Annotated in this window: 10 protein-coding genes; 1 reads left to right on the top strand and 9 read right to left on the bottom strand. The window is 71.9% G+C overall.

All coding sequences use genetic code 11. The annotated features are described in order from the left end of the window. Positions 1–88: 88 nt before the first annotated feature. The 9 genes from BLS97_RS09755 to BLS97_RS22835 form a co-directional block, all read right to left on the bottom strand. Positions 89–1,261 (bottom strand): DUF6802 family protein, encoded by a 1,173-nt coding sequence (locus BLS97_RS09755; RefSeq protein WP_157695336.1) that lies wholly within the window; start codon positions 1,259–1,261, stop codon positions 89–91. Positions 1,262–1,435: 174 nt separating this feature from the next. Next, the gene (locus tag BLS97_RS09750; RefSeq protein WP_090475805.1) at positions 1,436–2,284 is read right to left on the bottom strand and encodes a hypothetical protein; all 849 of its coding nucleotides are present in this window, start codon (positions 2,282–2,284) and stop codon (positions 1,436–1,438) included. Between the two features lie 103 nt (positions 2,285–2,387). Next, positions 2,388–4,565 carry a dynamin family protein gene (locus tag BLS97_RS09745; protein ID WP_090475804.1) on the bottom strand — a complete coding sequence of 726 codons (2,178 nt, stop codon included), beginning with the start codon at positions 4,563–4,565 and terminating at the stop codon, positions 2,388–2,390. 51 nt (positions 4,566–4,616) lie between these two features. Continuing rightward, positions 4,617–5,651, bottom strand: coding sequence for an acyl-ACP desaturase (locus tag BLS97_RS09740; protein ID WP_231988454.1), 1,035 nt, complete (start codon positions 5,649–5,651; stop codon positions 4,617–4,619). A 166-nt stretch (positions 5,652–5,817) separates the two neighbouring features. After that, positions 5,818–6,159, bottom strand: coding sequence for a histone-like nucleoid-structuring protein Lsr2 (locus tag BLS97_RS09735; protein ID WP_090481812.1), 342 nt, complete (start codon positions 6,157–6,159; stop codon positions 5,818–5,820). Between the two features lie 499 nt (positions 6,160–6,658). Next, positions 6,659–6,991 (bottom strand): nucleotide exchange factor GrpE, encoded by a 333-nt coding sequence (locus BLS97_RS09730; RefSeq protein ID WP_090475803.1) that lies wholly within the window; start codon positions 6,989–6,991, stop codon positions 6,659–6,661. Next, complete coding sequence (locus tag BLS97_RS09725) at positions 6,988–8,697, bottom strand: dynamin family protein (protein ID WP_090475802.1); 1,710 nt, start codon at positions 8,695–8,697, stop codon at positions 6,988–6,990. The genes BLS97_RS09730 and BLS97_RS09725 overlap by 4 nt, the downstream gene beginning before the upstream one ends. A gap of 42 nt (positions 8,698–8,739) precedes the next feature. Further along, on the bottom strand, positions 8,740–10,740 hold the full coding sequence (locus tag BLS97_RS09720; protein WP_090475801.1) for an Hsp70 family protein: 2,001 nt from the start codon (positions 10,738–10,740) through the stop codon (positions 8,740–8,742). Positions 10,741–10,770: 30 nt separating this feature from the next. Next, positions 10,771–12,186: an EsaB/YukD family protein gene (locus tag BLS97_RS22835; protein WP_172832252.1), complete on the bottom strand. Its 1,416-nt coding sequence runs from the start codon at positions 12,184–12,186 to the stop codon at positions 10,771–10,773. A gap of 196 nt (positions 12,187–12,382) precedes the next feature. On the opposite strand from BLS97_RS22835, the gene eccCa reads away from it, so the two are divergent. After that, complete coding sequence (gene eccCa, locus BLS97_RS09710) at positions 12,383–16,501, top strand: type VII secretion protein EccCa (protein WP_172832251.1); 4,119 nt, start codon at positions 12,383–12,385, stop codon at positions 16,499–16,501. Positions 16,502–16,651 lie beyond the last annotated feature (150 nt).

Here is a 16,651-nt window from a genome sequence, read left to right as displayed (position 1 = left end):
TGCTCGGGACTGGGTCGGACGCTCACCCCGTCACTGTAGGACGCGGCACCGACGCCTGGCTCGGGAACGGCAGGGTTGGTGGTCCGTCTCAGCCGGTGGTGGCCGCGGCGGAGGAGTCCGGCACGAACTTGCCGTCCGCACCCATGTGTCCGGTGGCCGCCTGCGTCCAGCCGCCGTGTCCGTCGGAAACGCCGATGACGACCTGACCGCCGGCCGAGATCTGGGTGATCTGGTCGGCCGTGCCGTCGCCGTCGGTGTCGGTGTAGCCGACGACGGTGCCGTCGGCCAGGTGCGTGACGACGGTGTCCGGTGTCCCGTCGCCGTCCAGATCGGTGGTCGGGTGGCCGAGGTCGTAGTCCTTGCCGTCCTCGCTGAAGGTGATGTCCCCGTCCGGCTCGTTTCCGCTGATCGGGGCGCTGTTCGGGACCGGCTCGGCGACGGTCCGGCCGTCGCCGGTCGGCTCGGAGGTGGTCTGGCCGGAGGTGGTGTGGTCCGAGGCCCCGGTGGCCGTGCCTGAAGTGGTGGTGTGGCCGGACGTGACCCCGGCCGTGTCGGCCGGGTCCAGACTGGCATCGGGGTTCGGAGTGCCGTCGGGCACGAGATTTCCGGAGGCGTCGAGATGCCCGGTGGTGGTGATCGTCCAGCCGCCGTTGTTGTCGGCCACCGCGATGACGACCTTGCCGTCCGCTCCGATCTGCGTGATCTGATCGGCGTGGCCGTCGCCGTCGCGGTCGGTGTAGCCGGTGACCGATCCATCGCTGTTGTGCACGACGGCCGTGTCCGGTGATCCGTCGTGGTCGAGATCGACGGTCGGTGTTCCGATGGAGTGGGCCGAGCCGTCGCTGCCGGTGACCGTGATGTCGGACCCGGCGTCCGAGGACGAACCGGTCTGGGTGCCGTCGGTCGAGGCGCCGGTCGTGCTGCTGCCCGTGTGGTCGGTGGTGGAGGCGCCGGTGTCGGTTCCGGTGGTGCCGTCGCTCGACCCGCCGGTCGTGCCGTCACCCGAGCCGTCGATCGGCGCTCCGGTCTTCGGGTCGACCTGGTTGCCGTTCTCGTCGTAGGCGTGGATCGAGTCGGCGTGGCCGTCGTGGTCGGAGTCGGTGATGACGTACTCGTGGTCGTCCTCGATCACGATCACCGAATCGGCCACCCCATCGTGGTCCGAGTCGTAGGTGGCCGCCCCGAGATCGGTGGACCCGGAGGAACCGCTGATGCTGATGTCGTGGCCCGGCTGCACATCGGGACCGGTGTCGAACTCCATGGTGGCTCCTCGGGTCGGGTCGGCGCCTCGGGCGCCTGCTGGTTCGTGCACCTGTGACGAGAACATCGGACATTCGGTTCCCGGTCAAGATGCCGCCGGGCCGGAACGACGCCGCACGACGAGCGATGGCCAGGAGCCGATTCGGTGCGTGGAGCGGCGGCGGCCTCCGGTGCGTCAGGGCGCGCTGCCGGAAGCCGCCCATGTCCCGTCGTGTTCGAGGGTGTAGTTGGCCGTGACCTGCCCGGACGGGTCGGTGGTCCAGGCCCTGTCGGCCACGCCGTCACCGTCGGAGTCCCGGTAGTAGAGCGTGGATCCGCCGGGTCCGGCCACCTTCACGGTGTCCGGAACGCCGTCGCCGTCACTGTCGATGGTGGCCGGCCCGGCGTCGAACGACCGGCCGCCCACCGCCACCTCGACGTCGCCCCGGTCGGGGTCGGTCCGGGCCGCGACGTGGGCCGGGGTCTGCTGCGCATGGTCGACGACCACGATGCCGTCGGCGTCGACGTGACCGGTCTGGACGACGTCCCAGCCACCGTGGTCGTCGGGAACGGCCCAGGTCGCGGTGCCGGTGGTCGGGTCGATCTGGATCATCTGGTCGGGGTGGCCGTCGCCGTCGGTGTCGGACAGGACGAGGATGTCGCCGGCCGCCGTGTGCACCGCGACCGACTCGGCGATCCCGTCCCCGTCGAGGTCCTCGACCGGTGGGCCGAGGTCCGTCGTGCCGCCGCCGAGGCTGGTGTAGACGATGTCCGGAGCGGTGTGGGTCGCCGGCGGATCGGCCCCGGGCGCCGGGCCGGGAGCGGATGGCTCAGCCTCGGTGGTCGGGACGAATTCGGCGCCGTGCGCCGGAGCGGACTCGCCGTCGCCGTCGGCGTCCCCGGCCGCGGCCGCCCCGATGTGCTCCCCGGGCACGCCCGGATAGTCGTGGTCGTCGAAAGCGGCTGCGGACAGCGCTTCGAGGTGGTCCGGCGGCACATCGGGTTCGGATCCGAAGTGGTCGGCCGGGTCGGCGTCGGTGAACATCGATCCTCCTCGGGCAGTCGCGGTCGCGGATGAGGCACGGTACTGCGGTTCGGACTCGCGGACGGGCCTTTCGGTTCCGCCGACCCGCGATCAGGGGCGTGGATCAGGGCGGCGGAGCGAGCGGCGGATCGGCCGGATCGGCCGGAGAAGCTGGACGGCGCGCGGGCGCCGCCGCGACCAGGGCGGCCAGGTTCAACCCGGCGAACCGGGCATCGGATGTCGGCCGCGGCGACGGTTCGGGCGCCGCGTGGCGACCGGACGGTGCCCGCATCAGTTCCGGCAGGCCACCGGGCAACTTGATGGATCGAGGGGGCGCCGGCGCGGCCGGGGCCGGCCGCGTGGCGGGGCTCGCGTCGCCCGACTCGGTCGCCTGGAGGACACCGGCCCGGGTGGCCCGGATGCGGTGCAGCAACGCCTCCCCGCCGGCCACGATGCTCGCTCCGGCGGCGCGGCGTTCGTCCAACGTCCGCACGCGCCCGGACCGTTCGGTGGCGTCCAGTTTCAGCGCGCCGTCGACCTCTCTGATCTGCTGGTCGAGAGCGGCGACCTGACGCGTGAGGGCGTCGTCCAGGGCCAGGGTCAACTGCTCGTCGGCCTCGATGAACTGCTCGGCGATGTTCTGGTCGATCTGGGCCTTGGCCTCCCCGAGCACCTCCATCAGCCACTGCTTGAGGTGTCCCTTCTCGGCGATCCGACGGCGCGATTTCATCAGGTAGAACGCGGCGGCGCCGCCGAGGACGATCGACACCGGCGCCATCACCACGCCGAAGGCTGCGGGCAGGGCGGCCGCCGGCAGCATGGTCAGCATCCGGGACATGGTGAAACCCATGCCGGCGCCGGACATCGTCATGATCGTGTCGTCCATGTTCCTGGGTTTGTCCGGGGCCCGCGTGACCAGTGCCTGGTACGGACGGGTGGCCAGCTGGGAGACCAGCACGGTGAGCTCCGGCGGCGTGAACAACTCGGACAGCACCGTCCGGCAGATCCGGCCCATGGCGTCGGTCAGCCGGCCATGGGCCCGGGCGGTCATCGCCTGGGCGTAGGCGTCGATGTGGAAAGCCATGTTCTTCAGTTCGGCGTTGTCCGCGGCGTCGATCGCCCCGCGGAACATCTGGGATGCCTCCCGCACCTCACGCGCCGTCTCGTGCGTGAGGTCGACCCGCGCCCGCTGGATCTCGGCCCGCAACATCACCTGCCAGCCGCGGGTCCCCGCCTTGCGCTGATTCAGCAATTCCTCACGTCGGGCCTTGAGCGCATCGGCCTGCGCCGCCCCGGCGGTGAGAGCCGCGCGTCGGGCGTCGAGCTGGGCCAGCGTGCCGGTCAACACGGTGATCGAGGTGCGGATGATGTTGGCTTCGGCCATCATCGCCGCGGCCGCGGCCACCTCCGTCCGGAGCGCGGCGCGCAGTTGGGGGACGCCGGACTGGGCCAGCAGCACGTCGGCGATCTTCGGATCGGTCTGGCCGGCCGCGGCCTCGGCCAGCCGGGACGAGACCGGATGGACCTGCGCGGCGGCGAACCGCGGCGCGTGGCGGGCCAGCAGCAGTCGGTTCGCCTCGACGATCTCACGCCACCCGCGGTAGGCGTCGGTCTTGGTGATGACGAAATGGACGGCCTCGACCCGGTCGGAGACCTGGGCCAGGAAGTCCAGCTCCCGCCGGGTGAGCGGCGCCGAGGCGTCGGCCACGAACAGCACCGCGGTCGCGGCGGCCGCGGCCTCGGCGGCCAGCTCGGCGTGGGCGGCGATCAGCCCACCGACGCCGGGGGTGTCCACGATCGTCATCTCGGCGGTGATCGGGGACGGCACACCGACCTCGATCCAGCGCGGCGGCGGGAGCTCGACATCCGGCTCGCCGTCGACCGTGGCCCAGGCTCGCAGGTCCTTCGGCGGGAAGGTGACGTCGGCCAGGCCGCCTCCGAACCGGGCCACCGTGTACGGGACCGGTGCGTGCCTGAACACCAGGTAGCTGCAGGTCGCGGTACCGGCATCGACCGGCGACAGGCCGTTCACGCCGAGGAGCGCGTTGACCAGTGATGACTTCCCGCGGTTGGTCTCGCCGACCACGACCACCCGCGGCGACTGCGGGCTCGCCTTGCGCGCGGCCAGGTTTCCGGCGCTGTCCGGGTCGTCGACGCGTAGCCAGTCGGTGGACCCGTCCCGCCACTGGCGAACCGCCTGCGGGAGCGGCAGCCCGACCGGCCGGCCGGCCACCGGACGAGCCGCCGCCGGCGTGGCGATGCCGAGTGCCGCGACCGACGCGAACGGATCGGGTGCAGTCATGCCGCCGAACCTACCTGCGTCCCGGTGGCGGTCGGGTGGCTTCGGCGAAGGTCAGGTCGTGGCCGAAGGCACGAGCAACGGCGAGGGGACGGGCGTGGCTCCGGCCTTCGCCTCCGCCTTGGCCGCCATCCGGGCCCGCATGGTCTCGCGCTGCTCCACAAACCGGGCGGCCTGGGCATCCAGCCCGGCCATGAAGGCGGCCAGTTCCTCACGGGCCCGCTCACCCTCCGGGCCGAGGTCGCAGCGGGTGAAGACGTTCCAGAACTTCAGCACCGGCTGAACCACTGCGTCGTGGTGCAGACGCAGGTCGTAGATGCCGGCCTTGGCGATGGTGACGGCGTTGCGGGTGTAGCCGGGCATGTTCGCCCCGGGCATCTCGAACCCGAGCACCTCGTCGCGGATCGCCGCCATGGTGGCGTCCGGAGCGCGGTCGAACGCGGCCCCGACCAGGTTCCGGTAGAAGATCATGTGCAGGTTCTCGTCCAGGGCGATCCGGGCCAGCAGGGCTTCGGCCAACGGATCCCCCGACGCCTTGCCGGTGTTGCGGTGCGACACGCGGGTGGCCAACTCCTGGAAGGAGACGTAGGCCACGGTGTTCAGCACCGACTTGTCACCGGAGTCGTAGCCGGCCGTCATGTGCGCGATGCGCAGGTTCTCGAGTTCGACCGGGTCGACGCCGCGGGTCACCACCAGGTAGTCGCGCAGGGCGATGCCGTGGCGGCCCTCCTCGGCGGTCCAGCGGCCGACCCACTGACCCCAGGCGCCGTCCCGGCCGAACCGGGTGGAGATCTCACGGTGGTAGGACGGCAGGTTGTCCTCGGTGAGCAGGTTGACGATCATCGCCGTCTTGGCCGTCGGATCGAGGGTGGAATCGGCCGGATCCCAGTCCTGGCCGCCCAGCATCTCGAAATCCCGGCCCTTGCTCCACGGGATGTAATCGTGCGGCATCCAGTTCTTGAAGACCGACAGGTGACGGTTGAGGTTCTCCTCGACGACCGGTTCGAGGTCGTGCAGCAGCCGGGTCTGCAGTCCCGCGGCGTCGCGGGAAATCGTTCTGGTGCTGATTCCACTCGAGGTGATCGTCAAGTCTTGCTCTCCAACTCCGGGGTTTGGGCGACGCGTCGAATCCGACGGACGTACTTGCCCAAAAGCTACCCCGTGTTTCGGGGAGATTTCCTCGACGGAGAGATATTCACATCAGCGGAACCTTCGTCGGTGTCCGCACGTTGGGGTGGCACAAGGCGGCCGCTGACTACTGCCCGGTGGCCGCCATGTACTGCGCCCGGACGTCGGCCGACACCCGGCCGCGGACGGAGACCGGCACCCCGTTCTCGTTGGCCCACTGCCGAATGACGGCGGCATCGGGTCCGGCTGACCGGCTCCGCGATGTCGACCGGGCGGCCGAACCGGCGGCCGGCACCTTGAGGTGCCGACCGGCGGCGACGAACTCGGCCATGGCCTTGCGGAGCGCCTTCGCGTTCTTCAGATTCAGATCGATTTCATAGCCGACGCCGTCGATACCGAAGGAGATCGTCTCCACGGCCTTGCTGCCGTCGAGATCGTCGAGAAGTTTGACATTGGTGACCTGAGCCATGACGAGGCCTTCCGATTCGGGTGAACGTGTGGACCACATCATCGCTCACGGAAGACCGGAACGTGACGACGAACCACCGATCCGGCGAAACGAAAGGACTGCCTTTAGTGTCGCTGAGGGCTTAGACCCTCCACCACCCGCGAGCGACTCCATCGCGCCGGATGAACCGGTCAACAATCCCGGCGTCGCCCCGTCTCGGCGAAACTGGTTGCCGGACAGTCGAATCAACCTCGTCGCAGTCACGGTTGGCGATTCCGGACCCGGCGCCGATTGCGCGCGAATTACCGACCTGCCGGCAGCCGATATCTCGATGGGCCGACCGCGCACGCGTGATCGGCCGGTCGATCCGGGGTCGCCACGCCGAACGACGACCGGCTCAGGGCGAATCGGCCGATTCCGGGCGGGACCGATCGCCCGCCTATTCCCCGGGCGCGGAATTCCCGGCGCCCAGCCGGGGCATCCGCCCCGGGGATTGCCCGTTTGGCGTCGGCCGGAGACCTCAGCCGGAGCGGAAAACGACGACCACCGGCTCCCGAACCAGCCGCCCGCGGTCGCGGAAGCCCACGGTCTCCGTCTCGGCCACGGTGTTGTGCCGGGCCGGGTCCGAGGTCGGTTCGACCCCGCCGACCTCGTGGGACGACGGGTCGAACGGCTGGCCGTCGGGCCGGATGACCTCCACCCCGACCTGTTCCAGCCCGACTGTCAACCGTTCCCAGACCCCGGGACTGCGCGCCCGGTCCCAGGCGTAGATCAACAGATCGATCAGCAGCCGGCGCTCGGCCGCGAGGTCGGGATCGGACTCCACCTCGCCGCGCCCGGTCTGGTCGGTCATCGCCAACCCTCGCCCGGCCGGCCCTGGTTCGGGTACTCAGCGGCGAACGGCGGAGCGGCCGGGGCCCGGCCGTCCGAGACCGGCGGCCATCGGTTCGGCGGGATCATCGGCTGCGGGAAATTGCCCGCGGCCAGCGCACCGATCGGACCCGACGGCAGGTCGCCCCTGAGGTCCTGCCAGAGCAGGAAGTACGCGCGGTGCACGACATGCGCGACCCGGCTCTGGGCCGGTGTCGCGCCGAAGGATGCGAACGAACGCCACCAGCCGGCGCGTTCCAGTGCCGCCGCCGCCAGCAGCGTCGCCGGCGCGCCGGGCAGACCCAGTTGATCCTCCGGCCGCACCGAGCCACCCAGGCGGAGGATCTCGGCCGTGAGGTCCGCCGGCATGGCCACCGCCCCCGTGCTGACCAGCGTCAAGGCCTCCATCAGGCGAAGCTGGTGGGCTTCCGGGCGCTGCAGCAGCACCTCGATCGCGTCGTGCACCCGCTGCCGCTCCGCCCAGTCGTCGGAGGACGCGGCCAGGGCCGCCATCGACGCCAACGCGGCCGACGCCTTGATCCCGTCGGCCCGGGCACGGAAGACCTCGCCGAGCCGCCGACGCAGGTCGGCGAACCCGGACGCGTCCAGCAGGCGTCGGCGGAGCTCACCGGCCGAGATCGACGGCTCGGCGCGCAGGATCGACACCGCCTCGGCAATGCCGAACAGGTCCAGCAGCTGCAGCAGCCGGATCCGGGTCGGGCGATCGATCGGGGCGTCCATTTCGGTGAACAGGTCGGCGGCCATCGTCATCGCCCCGAACAGGCCCGGGTCGACGCCGGTCAGAGCTCGCAGGGCCTCGGCGTCGGCCGCGGTGAAAGCTCCGGTCTCGGCTGTCTCGGCCAGCAGCCCGATCACCGGGAGAACGTCGGCCACCCGCGGCCGGAGCAGATCGGCCTGGCTGCGGGCCAGGATGCGGGCGGCCTCCCTGATGTCACCGCCGGCGCCCTGCACCGAGTCGGCGACCACGGTGTCGGCCTTGTTCAGCACGGCCAGGGCGTTCACCGGGCCGGCATCACGAGAGGCCGTGGCGGCGGTGAACGCGGCCAGCACCATCGTGTCGTCGGCCCGGACGGACTGGGTGAACACGTACACGACCGCTTCGGCGCCGGCCACCGCGAACTGCGAGACGGGGTCGAGCCCCGCGCCCTTCCCGCTCTCCGCGACCGAGGACGGCGACGCCGCGGCTGTCGCCCCAGCCGCGCCGAGCAGCGCTTCGGTTCGCGACACCGACACCGCGTCCAGCGAGCCGAGCCCCGGGGTGTCGATGACGGTGATGTCGGCCAGCAGCGCGCTGGTCAGGTAGGCCTCGAGATGGGAGACACCGGCCAGATCGACCCCCAGGTCGGCCGGGATGCCGCCGTCCGGCGCGAACGGCAGCGTGGACCGGCGGCCGTCCTTGAACAGCACTTCGATGCGGTCGACGGTGCCGTACCGGAAGCGGGTCACCAGCCGGGTGCACTCGCCGATGTCGGTGGGCGCCACGCGCCGCCCGATCAGCGCGTTGACCAGCGTCGACTTGCCGGATTTGATGCGCCCGGCCACGGCCAGCTGCAGCGGCGTGTCCAGACGCCGCAGTACCTCGCCGACCCCCGCCGCGGTGCGCGGTGACACCTGGGGGAGCAGCGCGGTGCACATCGCGCCGACGGCCTGCGACAACGGACCCTGCATCGGTGCCTGCCTTCTCGGATGGATCGGAGGTGGACCCGCGACTCAACCCCGGGGTTTGAACGTCTGTGACCAGTAGTCGAGCAGGTCGCTCTGGGTGGACAGGTCGAGGGAGACGACCAGCCCGACGTAGCGCTGACCGCTCAGGTCCCAGGCCAGCACGGTTGCGCCCACCGACGGGTTCAACGACGACGTCCCGAGATCGGGCAGGTCGTAGACGGCCACCACGCGGCCGCCGGGACCATTGGCGAACTGCGTCGTGGAGTCCCGCTTGTAGGCGTCGTACTTGTCCTTGACCTTGTTGCGGTAGACGGCCTCGACGTACGCCGCCGCGGCGGCCGAGTCCCTGACCGTCATCGTGTAGACGAACACCTTCGTCTGCCCGTCCGGCAGCTCACCCGGGGTGATCCCGCACCGAACGGCCCGGCTGACCTGGAACACCCCGCCGGCCGTTCCCTTCACGGCGGTGTTGAAGTCGGTCGTGATGTCGGAACAGTCGATCAGCCCGGAAACGTTCTGGCTCATGAACGCCACCTCGCCGGCGGTGAACACCTTGCCCGGCCCGAGCCCGGTGGTCACGGTGGCGCTGACCCGTGGACCGCCCCCGGCACTGGAGGCCGGCCCACCGGAAGTGGTGAGGTTCGTCGACGGGTCGGATGTCTGCGTAGCGGTCGGTTCGGCCGCCGGGGCGTTCCCGCCGAACGGCCGGGTGACCACCAGGACCAAGCCGATGACGGCCAGCAGGACCAACCCGCCGACCAGGATCGGCCAACGCCGTCCCCTGGCCCCGGCCGTCGCTGCGACCGTCGGGGCCGGGGCGGGCCGCGCCCTCGGGGGCGGCACGAGGGCCGGGTCGCCGCCGGCGACCGGCGTGTCGGATCGGAGCGGACGCGGCCCGGTGGAGGGCCCAGGGCGGTCGGACATCGCCACCGTCCGGCTTCCGCCGCGGTGCACCGGCACCAACAGCGCACCCAGCGCGACCGCGGTCTCCGGCTGGTCCAGCGCGACCGGGGTGACGTGCAGCCGGTCCTGGATCAGACCGGCGACCAACGGGATCCGCGACGAGCCTCCGACCAGGAAGATGCCGCCCAGCCGGTCCGGTGTGATCCCGGCCGTCCGCAGGGTCGCCGAGAGCACCTCGATCGAGCGGAGCAGATTGGGCCGGATCAGCCCCTCGAACTCGGTACGCGTCAGGTGGGCGTCGGCGAAGGGGTCCGGCAGCGAGACGTCGGTCTGCGGATACCGGGACAGCGTCTCCTTGGCCGCCCGGACGTCCTCGGCCAGGGCTCGCGCGGCCCGGCGTCCGTAGGGATCGGCCGGCCGCAGGATCTGCTGCCAGCGGGCCGGATCGATGGACGAGGTGGTCCGCCCGACCTGGTCCAGGATCGCCTGGTCGAAATCGAGACCGCCGAGATCGGGCAGCCCGGCCTCGGCCAGCACGTGGAACTGCCCGTCGTCGGCATCCGGGGCCGACGGGCTGGGCGGCGTGCGGCCGACGATGGCGACGTCGAAGGTTCCGCCCCCGAGGTCGTACACCGCCACCGTTCCGCCCGGCGGCAGCGCACGGCCGGGCAGCCGGGTGAACTGGGCCGCCGCGGCCACCGGCTCCGGGATGAGCACCAGGTTGGCGCCCAGCCCGGCCGCGCGCGCGGCCGTCACCAGCACGTTCTGCCGAGTGGCGCCCCACTGCGCCGGGTGCGTCAGCCGGACCTCGTCGGGTGCCGCGCCACCCAGTTGCCGGCGGACCTCAGTGGCCACCACCCGCAGCACGGCGGCAATGACGTCCACCACCGGAACGACGCGGTCGCCCAGCAGGACCTCCCCGTCGTCGATGCGCCGTTTGGGATTGGGTTCGAAGCGGGTCGGGTCGAGCCGGGCCTGACGCTGGGCGTCACGGCCGACCGTCACCTGTCCATCGGCCGCGACGAACACGGCCGACGGCAGCATGGGAGACGTGTCGAAGGTGACCGTCCGGGGTGCCTGCCCGTCGACCAGCAATGCCGCGACGGTGTTCGACGTACCGAAGTCGATGGCCAGGAGCCGCATGTCACCTGCCTCCGTCTTCCGCTGTCATGGTCAGCCCCACCATCGTTGAACTGCCGGAATGACCCGGAACAGCAGGACCAGCCCGGGCACCAGGGCCAGCACGGCCAGCAGCTCCAACCGCTCGAGCCCGCGTTGTACCCGGGCCCCGCTCACTTCGCGGAGCGTACGCAAACCGCCCAGCAGGAGTAGCGCACCGACCACCATCAAGACCAGGAGCACCAGGACCGACCCGGTGGCCGGGGTCAACTCGAGCCAGGCGGGCAGCCGCAGAGCGACCGCGACCGCAACGACCACGGTGACCGCCAACATCGGCCCGATGTGGGCCGCCCGGGTGAACATCCGGCTGCGCGACCCGAACACCGCGCCGCCGAGAATACCGAGGGCAGGGGCGGTCCAGGCGATGCTGCCGTCGTCGGGAGCACGGACGATCAGTTCCCAGCCGGCCACGGCGCCCACCACCGCGGCCGAGCCGACGAGGCCACCGGCCAGGGACAGCCCCCGCCGGACCGCGGCCACGACCAGCGCGCGGGGCACCGGCTCCCCGCGCTCGTCGGCCACCATCAGGTCGACCAGCCCGGCGCCCCCGAGGGCCGCCTGGCCGGCCAGGCCGGTGAGCACCACGGCGAGCACCAGCGCCAGGGCGGCGGTGCGATCGACCGGCAGCCCGGCCCGGATCCCGATCAGGCCGCCGACCGACGCGAGAGCGCCGATCAGCGCACCGGTGGCCAGACCGGGCGTCCGGCCCACCGCCCCGGCCGCAGCCAGTCCGAGCGCCGCCGCGGTGACCAGCAGAAGGGGGAATCCGTTCCACGCGACGCCGAGTTCGTCGATCGGCCGGGTCGGCACTACTCCGGGAAAGGACAGGTCGCCCACCCGGCCGAGGATCGACGGTCGGGCCGCGACGACCCCGAGGACGACCGCAGGAGCAGCCGGAACCGCGGTGAGGGCGGCCGTCCGGCCGCCCGGTTCTCCGATGGCCGCGCCGACCGCAAGGGCGGCCAGCAACACCACGGCCGGGGCGATCCAGCCCACGGCCGAGGTCGTACCGAGGCCCAGCAGCAGGCCGCCGCCCATGACGACCACGAGCAGCCAGGCGATCCCACTCCGCCTGGCCTGATCCCGCCAGGCCGGCGCCGCGTCGACCACGGTCTCGGCGACGACCTCCTCCACGTCGTCGACGAACGGCGCCGGGGGCGCGGTCGCCGCCTCGGTGAGGTACAGGGCCGCCCCGTCCAGCACCCCGACGTCGTCCAGGGAGCGGTTCGGATCGAGGGCCCCGAACTCGGGGGCGGCCAATCGCCAACGCACCGGGGCCGCACCGGTGGGAACCGACAGCAGGCGCAGCACGATCGGCATCTGTTCGGTCAGGGGCGCGTCGGCCGGGAGCGAGACATCGATCTGCCGACCGTCACCGACGACGGTGACCCTGGTGAACCGGGTGCTCATGAACCTCCCTCGAGCGCGTGCCTGCGGTGCCGCCGATCGCGGCCCCGACGTCCGCCTGGACCGCTCCGGCGACCGTTCGGTTCCGTCAACCGCCGATGGCCCCACGTCCGGCCGTCCACACATCCGGCGAAGACCCCCCGGTCGGCTGCCCGACCGCCGTAGTCTAGGGCCGCACTCGGGAGGAGAGGTCCGACGCATGACCCAACGGCTGATCCACCGCCCGGCGCGGAGCCACCCGGAGCCGGTCGATCTGCGCCCGGTCGAATTGCTCGCGCCCCCCACGTTGCCCGACGCCGCGGCCGGTCTGCAGGGCGTCATGCAGATCCTGATGCCGATCATGGGCGGCGCCGGATCGTTGATCATGATCGTGGCCAACCGGAACCCGGTGATGCTGATCGCCGGCGGCATCATGCTGACCGCCACCATCGGCGGCGCCGTGGTGATGTTCGTGGCCCAGCGGACCGGGACCGCCAGGCGAGCCACCGACCTGCGGCGGCGGTATCTGGACTATCTGGACCGCGTGCGATCCGACCTGGCCGTGGCCGTGGCCGAGCAGCGCTCCCGCGCCCTGCGGCACCACCCCGACCCGGCGGTGCTGCCGGAACTGGTCCGGGATCCCCTCCGGTTGTGGGAGCGACGCCCCCAGGACCCGGACTTCCTGATCGCCCGGGTCGGCACCGGGTCCAGCCCGTTGTGGCGAAGGGTGAGCGCTCCCCCCGCACGGGATCAACTGGCCGAGCCGGACGTGGTGGTCGCCGCGGCCACCCTGCGCATCGTGGAGCGGGACCGCGTGGTGGCCGGTATGCCGATCGGCCTGCCCGTCAACGGCCGGGTCTGCGTGGTCGGGCCGTCCGGGCCGGTCCGTCAGATCGTCACCGCGGCCCTGGCCCAGCTGGCGGCCACGCACGGGCCGGGTGAACTGCGGATCTACGGGTGCGTTCCGCGGCGCAGCGCGGGATGGCTGGACTGGCTCAAGTGGCTGCCGCAATCCCTCTCCACCGAGGAGTTCGACGGGTCCGCCCCGAAACGCCTGGTCACCGAGCATGCCGAGCAGCTGGCCACGCTCCTTGGCCCGGAGATCTCGCGCCGCACCTCGGAAGCGGTCCGGGCCGGTCGGTTCGGGCGGGCGGACCCGTCCCGGCTCGGACCGGCGCTGGTGGTCATCGTCGACCTGGGCGTGTCGGTCGACCTGTTCATCGGGTTGCCTCCCGAGTTCGAACCAGCCGATCTCGGGATCAGCGTCGTCACCCTGGTCGAGCACGCAGCCCTCGAACCGGAACGGGTCGACGTCCGGCTGACCTGCCACGATGCCGGGATCACGGTGCAGGACCTGCGCCCTCCGGGGGAGGACGACAACGCGGAGGCCCGCCTCAGGGCGGCCGGGGCCAGGACCGGGCTGGGCGACCGGATCGAGGCGTCAACCCTCCGGGCCCTGGTCCGGGAGTTGACGGCCGTACGGCTGGTCGAGGAGACCGCGGCCGCCGCTCCGCTGGACGCCACGCTCGACCTCGGTGATCTGGTCGGGGTCACCGACCCGGCGCACTTCGACGTCAGCCGGACCTGGGCTCCGCGGGCCGGGGCCGACTTCCTGCGGGTGCCGTTCGGGCTGGGCCCGACCGGCGAGCGGGTCTTTCTCGACCTGAAGGAGCCGGCCCTGGGCGGTATGGGTCCGCACGGGTTGTGCGTCGGGGCGACCGGGTCGGGCAAGTCGGAGGTGCTCCGCACCCTGGTGCTGACCCTGGCCATCCTGCATCCGCCGGAGCGGCTGTCCATGGTGCTGGTCGACTACAAGGGCGGCGCCACCTTCGCCGGCCTCGAGCACATTCCGCACTGCGCCGCGATGATCTCCAATCTGTCCGACGACACCGGCCTGGTCGATCGCCTGCACGACGCCCTGTTCGGGGAGATGAAGCGCCGCCAGCAGGTGCTGGCCGACGCCGGCAACCTGCCCAACATCACCGAGTACAACCGTCGCCGCGACCAGGGCGACGAGGCCTGCCGAGCCCCGCTGCCGAACCTGTTCGTGGTCATCGACGAGTTCGGCGAGCTGCTCACGGCCAAACCCGACTTCATCGAGCTGTTCTTGGCCATCGGACGGATCGGACGGTCCATCGGGGTCCATCTGCTGCTGGCCAGCCAGCGACTCGAGGAGGGCCGGCTGCGTGGACTGGAGTCGTTCCTGTCCTACCGGCTGGGCCTGCGGACCTTCAACGTCGGCGAGTCCAGGGCCGTCCTCGGCGTCGGGGACGCCTACGAGCTGCCGCCGATGCCGGGATCGGGCTTCCTGAAGGTCGACACCACGGTCTTCGAGCGGTTCAAGGCCGGCTACGTATCGGGGCCGTACGTGCCGCCGGCGACCGCAGAGACCTTGGTCGACGCGCCACCGGTACCGGCCCCTTTCCCGCTGTTCAACGACACGGCGGAGTACCTGGCCGCCGTCGCACCGGACCGCCCGGCGGCCGGGCCGGCCGACGACGCCCTGGCCCCGACGGTGCTGGACGTGGCCGTCCGTCAGCTCGCCCGGGCCGGCCGTCAGGTCAGCCCGATCTGGCTGCCCCCGCTCCCGGCCGAACTCACCCTTGACGATGTCGTCGGCGGGCTGCGGGTCGACGGTGTCCTCGGCTTGCGGACGGAATCGGCGCCGCCGCCGTTGACGGTCGCGCTGGGCCGGCTCGACAAACCGGCCGAGCAGAAGCAGGAGCCGCTGCGACTGGACCTGGCCGCGTCCGGCGGGCACCTGGCCGTCCTCGGTGCTCCCCGGACCGGCAAGTCGAACCTGGTGCGGACCCTGGTCGTCTCGGCCGCCCTGAGCCACCAGGTGGGCGAGGTCGCCTTCTACTGCCTGGATCTCGGAGGCGGAGCGCTGCGCGTCCTCGACGGCCTGCCGCACGTGGCCGGTGTCGCCAGCCGGCTCGAGCCGGACCGGGTCCGCCGGACGGTGGCCGAGGTGGCGGCGGCTCTGGCCGAGCGGGAGGAGCTGTTCGCCCGGCTCGGGCTCGATTCGGTCGAGGCCATGCGCGAGGCGTTCCGGCGGGGCCGGCTCACCGAACTGCCGGTGGCCGACGTGTTCCTGGTGATCGACAACTTTCCGGTGCTGCGCAGCGATTTCGAGGATCTGGCCGATCTGGTCCAGGACCTCGGAACCCGCGGCCCCGGTTACGGCATCCACCTGATCCTGACCTGCGGCCGGTGGTCGGACGTCCGGATGCAACTGCAGGCGGCGATCGGGACGAAGATCGAATTCCGGCTCAACGACCCGGGTGATTCGGTGCTCGGCCGCAAGCAGGCGGTGAACCTGCGCGCCGGGAACCCCGGGCGCTGCCTGGTCGAGGGCGGCCTGATGGCGCAGATCGCCCGTCCGGAATTCGCCGCCGGGCTGCCGGGTCGCCTTCGCGGGACCTCGACCGGCGGTTCGACCACGCCGGGGCCGGCCGCCCCGGAGCCGGCCGCGACCGAGCCGGCGGACCCGGCGGGTCCGTCGCCGGGGACCACCCTGGAGTCCCTGATCCGCTCGATCGCCGCCGCGTGGCCCGGCGATCCGGTCCCGCCGATCCGGATGCTGCCGACGCTGGTCGACCAGGCCCGGCTGCTGGCCTCGGCCGGCCCGCGCGCAGGCATCGTCATCGGGGTGGACGAGACCGATCTGAAGCCGGTCGAGCTGGACTGGCGGGGCGCCGACTCGCATCTGCTGATCGTCGGCGACGCGGAGTCGGGCAAGACGTCGCTGTTGAAGCTGCTCGTGCGGGATCTGGTGTCGCGATACACCGACCAGGAAGTGGTGTTCGCGGTGTTCGATGTCCGGCGCACTCTGCTCGACGTGGTGCCCGAGGACTACCTCGGGGCGTACGCCGGCACCACCGCCATGGCCGCCGGGATGGCCGCCGGCGTGGCCGGGGAGCTCCGGGGACGTCTGCCCCCGGATGACGTGACCGCCGTCGCCCTGCGCACCAGGTCCTGGTGGCGCGGGCCGGAGATCTTCGTCATCGTCGACGACTACGACCTGCTCTCCCCCGCCGGCGCCGGACCCTTGGCGCCGTTCGTCGAGTTCCTGCCCCAGGCCCGCGACGTCGGGTTCCACCTGATTGTGGCCCGCCGCTCCGGGGGCGTGTCCCGCGCGCTGTACGAGCCGGTGCCGCAGCGTCTGCGGGAGGTCGGGGCGACCGGTCTGCTGCTGTCCGGCGACCGTCAGGAGGGCGCGATCTACCCCGGGGTGCACCTGTCGGTCCAACCACCCGGCCGCGGCACGCTGATCCGCCGCGGCCGCAAGCCGGTGTTGATCCAGCTCGGCCACCGACCGGACGACGCGGTCGACTGACGTTCACCGGAGCGGCCCGACCGTCGACCGGAATGGTATTCACGCTGAAACGGCCTGAGAGCGTGAATGTCATACCGGTCGATGCGCGCCAGGCGAGCCGGGCGCGGGAGCCGCGGGGGCTGTCGGTGACCGCCGCTAGCCTCCCCATCC

Origin of the sequence: Nakamurella panacisegetis, assembly GCF_900104535.1 — a bacterium.
Classification (GTDB): Bacteria; Actinomycetota; Actinomycetes; order Mycobacteriales; family Nakamurellaceae; genus Nakamurella; species Nakamurella panacisegetis.
The sequence above is the reverse complement of the archived record's forward strand: the minus strand, read 5'-3'. Positions and strand labels throughout refer to the sequence as shown.

Coding starts and splice junctions, on each gene's coding strand:
- BLS97_RS09755 (WP_157695336.1), bottom strand. CDS start 1,261: ATGGAGTTCGACACCGGTCCCGATGTGCAGCCGGGCCACGACATCAGC.
- BLS97_RS09750 (WP_090475805.1), bottom strand. CDS start 2,284: ATGTTCACCGACGCCGACCCGGCCGACCACTTCGGATCCGAACCCGAT.
- BLS97_RS09745 (WP_090475804.1), bottom strand. CDS start 4,565: ATGACTGCACCCGATCCGTTCGCGTCGGTCGCGGCACTCGGCATCGCC.
- BLS97_RS09735 (WP_090481812.1), bottom strand. CDS start 6,159: ATGGCTCAGGTCACCAATGTCAAACTTCTCGACGATCTCGACGGCAGC.
- BLS97_RS09730 (WP_090475803.1), bottom strand. CDS start 6,991: ATGACCGACCAGACCGGGCGCGGCGAGGTGGAGTCCGATCCCGACCTC.
- BLS97_RS09725 (WP_090475802.1), bottom strand. CDS start 8,697: ATGCAGGGTCCGTTGTCGCAGGCCGTCGGCGCGATGTGCACCGCGCTG.
- BLS97_RS09720 (WP_090475801.1), bottom strand. CDS start 10,740: ATGCGGCTCCTGGCCATCGACTTCGGTACGTCGAACACCGTCGCGGCA.
- BLS97_RS22835 (WP_172832252.1), bottom strand. CDS start 12,186: ATGAGCACCCGGTTCACCAGGGTCACCGTCGTCGGTGACGGTCGGCAG.
- eccCa (WP_172832251.1), top strand. CDS start 12,383: ATGACCCAACGGCTGATCCACCGCCCGGCGCGGAGCCACCCGGAGCCG.